6 protein-coding genes and 1 pseudogene are annotated in these 3,936 nt (G+C 69.5%); 4 read left to right on the plus strand and 3 right to left on the minus strand.

The genetic code is table 11. The features are described from left to right. Positions 1 to 526, plus strand: a pseudogene (locus AX685_RS10545) (nitronate monooxygenase); the annotation flags it as partial. Beyond that, complete coding sequence (locus AX685_RS10550) at positions 526 to 957, plus strand: hypothetical protein (RefSeq protein WP_066488361.1); 432 nt, start codon at positions 526 to 528, stop codon at positions 955 to 957. The pseudogene AX685_RS10545 and the gene AX685_RS10550, both read left to right, overlap by 1 nt. 173 nt (positions 958 to 1,130) lie before the next feature. Here AX685_RS10550 and AX685_RS10555 read toward each other — a convergent pair whose 3' ends face one another. The 3 genes from AX685_RS10555 to AX685_RS10565 all read right to left on the minus strand — a co-directional run bounded on the left by AX685_RS10555 (position 1,131) and on the right by AX685_RS10565 (position 2,819). Continuing rightward, on the minus strand, positions 1,131 to 1,448 hold the full coding sequence (locus AX685_RS10555) for an STY0301 family protein (protein ID WP_066488364.1): 318 nt from the start codon (positions 1,446 to 1,448) through the stop codon (positions 1,131 to 1,133). 76 nt (positions 1,449 to 1,524) lie between these two features. After that, complete coding sequence (locus AX685_RS10560; protein ID WP_066488375.1) at positions 1,525 to 1,716, minus strand: hypothetical protein; 192 nt, start codon at positions 1,714 to 1,716, stop codon at positions 1,525 to 1,527. Positions 1,717 to 1,820: 104 nt separating this feature from the next. After that, on the minus strand, positions 1,821 to 2,819 hold the full coding sequence (locus tag AX685_RS10565) for a 2-hydroxyacid dehydrogenase (protein ID WP_066488377.1): 999 nt from the start codon (positions 2,817 to 2,819) through the stop codon (positions 1,821 to 1,823). A gap of 94 nt (positions 2,820 to 2,913) precedes the next feature. Between AX685_RS10565 and AX685_RS10570 the strand changes: the two genes are divergently transcribed. Then, on the plus strand, positions 2,914 to 3,393 hold the full coding sequence (locus tag AX685_RS10570; protein WP_066488379.1) for an SH3 domain-containing protein: 480 nt from the start codon (positions 2,914 to 2,916) through the stop codon (positions 3,391 to 3,393). Next, positions 3,390 to 3,936, plus strand: a 547-nt coding sequence (locus AX685_RS10575) for a nicotinate-nucleotide diphosphorylase (protein WP_443026256.1), incomplete at its 3' end; no start/stop codon positions are given. The genes AX685_RS10570 and AX685_RS10575, both read left to right, overlap by 4 nt.

Genomic DNA, 3,936 nt, shown 5'->3' on the forward strand with positions numbered 1-3,936 from the left:
CTATTCGTCGGCGGTGCGCAACCCGTTCCTGCGCGCGCTGGAGGCGCGGTCGGAGCGGCAGATCGCCTTTTCCACGCAGGAGGCGGGGGATCATGTCTTCCAGCTGGACGTGGGCGTGAAGGGTAAGAATTTCTGGGTGACGCGCAACGACCTGCTGCGCGCGCGCCAGTGGTTCGGCGAGGGCTTCACCGACGCGCTGAAGACTCCCGACAATACGCTGGTGTTCGTGTCGCCGGGCGAGAAGGCGGAAATCCGCAAGGATCAGGCCGATTGCATGGGCTGCCTCAGCCAGTGCCTGTTCTCCAGCTGGGCGGATACCGAGACCAATTCGACCGGGCGGCTGGCCGATCCGCGCAGCTTCTGCATCCAGAAGACGTTGCAGGAGATCGCGCACGGCGCCGATACCGACCAGAACCTGATGTTCGCGGGTCATGCGGCGTATAACTTCAAGCGCGATCCCTTCTATTCCAACGGCTTCGTGCCCACGGTGAAGCAGCTGGTCGATCGTATCCTGACCGGCGATTGATGCTGGACGCCACGCTGGCGCGCGTCGCGGCGGCGATGGCGCAGGCTGGTGCGCGCGACCATTGGTGGATCATCGGCAGCGCGGCGGTCGTGCTGCATGGCGTCGATACGTCGGTGGCGGATGTCGACCTGCTGCTGTCGCCGGCCGATGCCGAACGGTTGCTGGCGGCGTGGCCGGGCGCGGTCGCGACCGGTACGGCGAGTGAGCGGTTCCGGTCCCACCCTTATGCACGGCTCGACGGTGCGCCGTTGCCGGTGGAGATCATGGCCGGGTTGGAGGTGTGCGTCGACGGTATGTGGAAGGCGGTCCGCCCGGTGACGCGCGCGGCGCGGGGCGAGGTGTTCGTGCCGGGGCGTGCGGAGTTGGTGGATATCCTGCGGATGTTCGGGCGTGAAAAGGACCTGCGGCGCGCGGCGGCGTTGGTCCGTTAGGGTTCACGCGAAGACGCGAAGAAGTGGGTTCACGCGGAGGCGCGGAGGCCCGGAGACGGGGAGGGGTCGGGTTGCGAGCCGGAGCGTCCGCTCGCTTTCAAGCATGGGTAGTTTTGACCGCTTCGGCGGCCAGGGGTGATCGCTCTTTGCGTCTTAGCGGCTTCGCGTGCACGCTAGCGACAGGACAGCGACGGGCGGGCGGCGTGCCACGTTGCCCGGCACGTGGTCATCCGGCGCGTGACCGGGACGAACAGCGGCGGGCGGCGCGGATAATCGCAGCGCAGGGTGAGCGAGCGACCGGCGCGATAGACGCCATCGACCCTCCAGGTCTGCACCAGCTTCCCGTTCCTGCGTCGTGACGTGTCGGGGGCGAGAACTGCATTGTCGGTGACCGGGCCGTCGAAGAGGGCAAAGCCGCTCAGCGAGGTGCCGGCGTGAGCGGAAGGGCAGGCTGCGGCTGCGGCGGAGGCCATCAACAGCATGGCGATCATGGCTCTTTCCCAGCAAATGCAAACGGCGCGCCGCCATCGCAGGCGACGCGCCGTCACGTTAGCGGGGTAGCGGTGGTCAGTCGATGACGGTGCCGGCTACGGCACCCGCAGCGCCGCCGACGGCCGCGCCCTTCTCCACGCTGCCGCCGGTCGCTGCCGCAACACCCGCACCGCCGGCGCCGCCGATCGCGGCACCGCGTAGCGTCGAACAGGCCGACATCGACGCGGCCGACGCGACCAGCAAAGCGGAGATGGCAATCTTCTTCATGGCGGGGTTCCTTTCGGGGTGGGTGACCCCGGTCAAAAGGACGGCGCGGCGATGGGTTCCGGCGGGAAACTTTTCGTCACATGTCCGCGTGTTAGGGCCTCGCCCTAGACCCAGCCTTCCAGCACTTGGTCGGGCGGGCGGTGGCCATCGGCCCACATGCGGATGTTGGCGACGACGCGCTCGCCGCTGGCGACGCGGCCTTCGTAGGTGGCCGATCCCATGTGCGGGGTCATTACCACGTTGGGCAGCGCCAGCAGTCGCGGGTCGATGCGCGGTTCGTGATGCCACACGTCCAGCCCCGCACCCGCCAGTCGCCCGCCCTCCAGCGCCGCGACCAGCGCATCCTCGTCCAGGATGCCGCCGCGGCTGGCGTTGATGACGAAGACGTGCGGGCGCAGCAGCGCGATGCGGCGCGCGTCGATCAAGTCGCGACTGTCGGCGTTGAGCGGGGTGTGCAGCGTCAATATGTCGATCGCGCCCAGCATCTCGTCCAGGTTGGGGTGCCATTGCGCCCCCAGCTCGGCCTCCACCACCTTGGGCAGGCGGTGGCGGTTGTGATAGTGGATCGACAGGCCGAAGGCGCGCGCGCGGCGCGCCACTGCCTGGCCGATGCGGCCCATGCCGACGATCCCCAGCGCCTTGCCGCCGATGCGATAGCCCAGCATCCCGCCAGGGCTCCACCCGCTCCACTGGCCGGAGCGGACCAGCTTTTCCCCCTCCGCCAGCCGGCGCGGGACGGACACGATCAGCGCCATCGTCAGGTCGGCGGTATCCTCGGTCAGGACGCCGGGGGTGTTGGTGACGATGATCCCGCGCGCGCGCGCCGCGTTCAGATCAATATGGTTCACGCCCGCGCCGAAATTGGCAATCAGCCGCAGCCGTTCGCCCGCACCCGCGATCAGCGCAGCGTCGATCGTGTCGGTGACCGCGGGGACCAGCACGTCGCAGGTCGCCATCGCGCGCGCCAGTTCGTCGCGCGTCATCGGGCGATCGCCGCGGTTGTTGGTGGTGTCGAACAATTCCTCCAGCCGCCGCATGACGACATCGGGCAGTTCGCGCGTGACGATCACCGTGGGATGGGCGGAGCGTCGCGTGTCGGCCATGCCAGCGGATTGGCCCAGCCGGCGGGGCGCGTCAACGGTTGATGCGGGCGCGGTCCGGGCGCTACAGGCGGGGGATGACCAGGGGTATCGGGTAATGCGTGCGGGCATGTGGATGGTCGCGGCGGCCGTGGCGGCGACGACACCGGTCGAGGCCGCGCCGGTCGACCGCAAGCCGCCTTATTATGCGTCGATCGCCCCGGCGCGCGCGCGGATGCGCACGGGGCCCGGCCGCACCTTCCCCTCCAGCTGGCTGTACGTGCGCGCCGGCCTGCCCGTGCGGGTGGTCGACACGTTCAAGGAATGGCGCAAGATCGAAGATCCCGGCGGCACCCAGGGGTGGATGCTGGGCACGATGATCAGCAACAACCGCGCCGCGATCGTCCAGGGCGGGGATCCGGCGGAAATGCGCGACAGGCCGGGCGGCCCGCACATCCTGTTCCGCGCGCAGCCCGGCGTCGTCGGGCGCGTCAGCCAGTGCGGCAACGGCTGGTGCCGCTTCGACGTGAAGGGGCAGGCCGGGTTCATCCAGGTCGACCGCCTGTGGGGCGTCGAACCGGAAGAGGTATTGCCATGACCTTCGTTCTCGACGGGTTCAACACCGACGCGTTCGTCACCGCGACGCTGGCGGAGGATCTGGGGGAGGGCGGCGACGTCACCTCCGCCGCGGTGATTCCCGCCGGTGCGCGCTTCGCCGCCGTGATGGACAGCCGCGACGCGATCATCGTGTGCGGACTGGAGATCGCCGCCGCCTTCTTCCGCCGGATGGACCCGGATGCGGCGATCGAATTGCTCGTCGCCGACGGCGCGCAGGTGCCGCCGGGAACCGCGCTGATGCGCATCACCGGCGGCGCGCGCGCACTGCTGACCGCGGAGCGATCGGCGCTCAACACCGTGCAGCATCTGTCGGGGATCGCGACGCTGACCCGTGCCTATGTCGATCGCATCGCGGGCACCGGCGCGACGCTGCTCGACACGCGCAAGACCATCCCCGGCCTGCGCCGGCTGGAGAAATACGCCACCCGCACCGGCGGCGCGAAGAACCACCGCATGGGCCTGTGGGATGCGGCGATGATCAAGGACAATCACGTCGCGGTCGCCGGCGGGGTCGGCCCCGCGG

The organism is Sphingomonas sp. CCH9-F2 (assembly GCF_001556735.1).
In the GTDB taxonomy this organism is placed as follows: Bacteria; Pseudomonadota; Alphaproteobacteria; order Sphingomonadales; family Sphingomonadaceae; genus Sphingomonas; species Sphingomonas ginsenosidimutans.

Coding starts and splice junctions, on each gene's coding strand:
- AX685_RS10555 (WP_066488364.1), bottom strand. CDS start 1,448: ATGATCGCCATGCTGTTGATGGCCTCCGCCGCAGCCGCAGCCTGCCCT.
- AX685_RS10560 (WP_066488375.1), bottom strand. CDS start 1,716: ATGAAGAAGATTGCCATCTCCGCTTTGCTGGTCGCGTCGGCCGCGTCG.
- AX685_RS10565 (WP_066488377.1), bottom strand. CDS start 2,819: ATGGCCGACACGCGACGCTCCGCCCATCCCACGGTGATCGTCACGCGC.
- AX685_RS10570 (WP_066488379.1), top strand. CDS start 2,914: ATGCGTGCGGGCATGTGGATGGTCGCGGCGGCCGTGGCGGCGACGACA.
- AX685_RS10550 (WP_066488361.1), top strand. CDS start 526: ATGCTGGACGCCACGCTGGCGCGCGTCGCGGCGGCGATGGCGCAGGCT.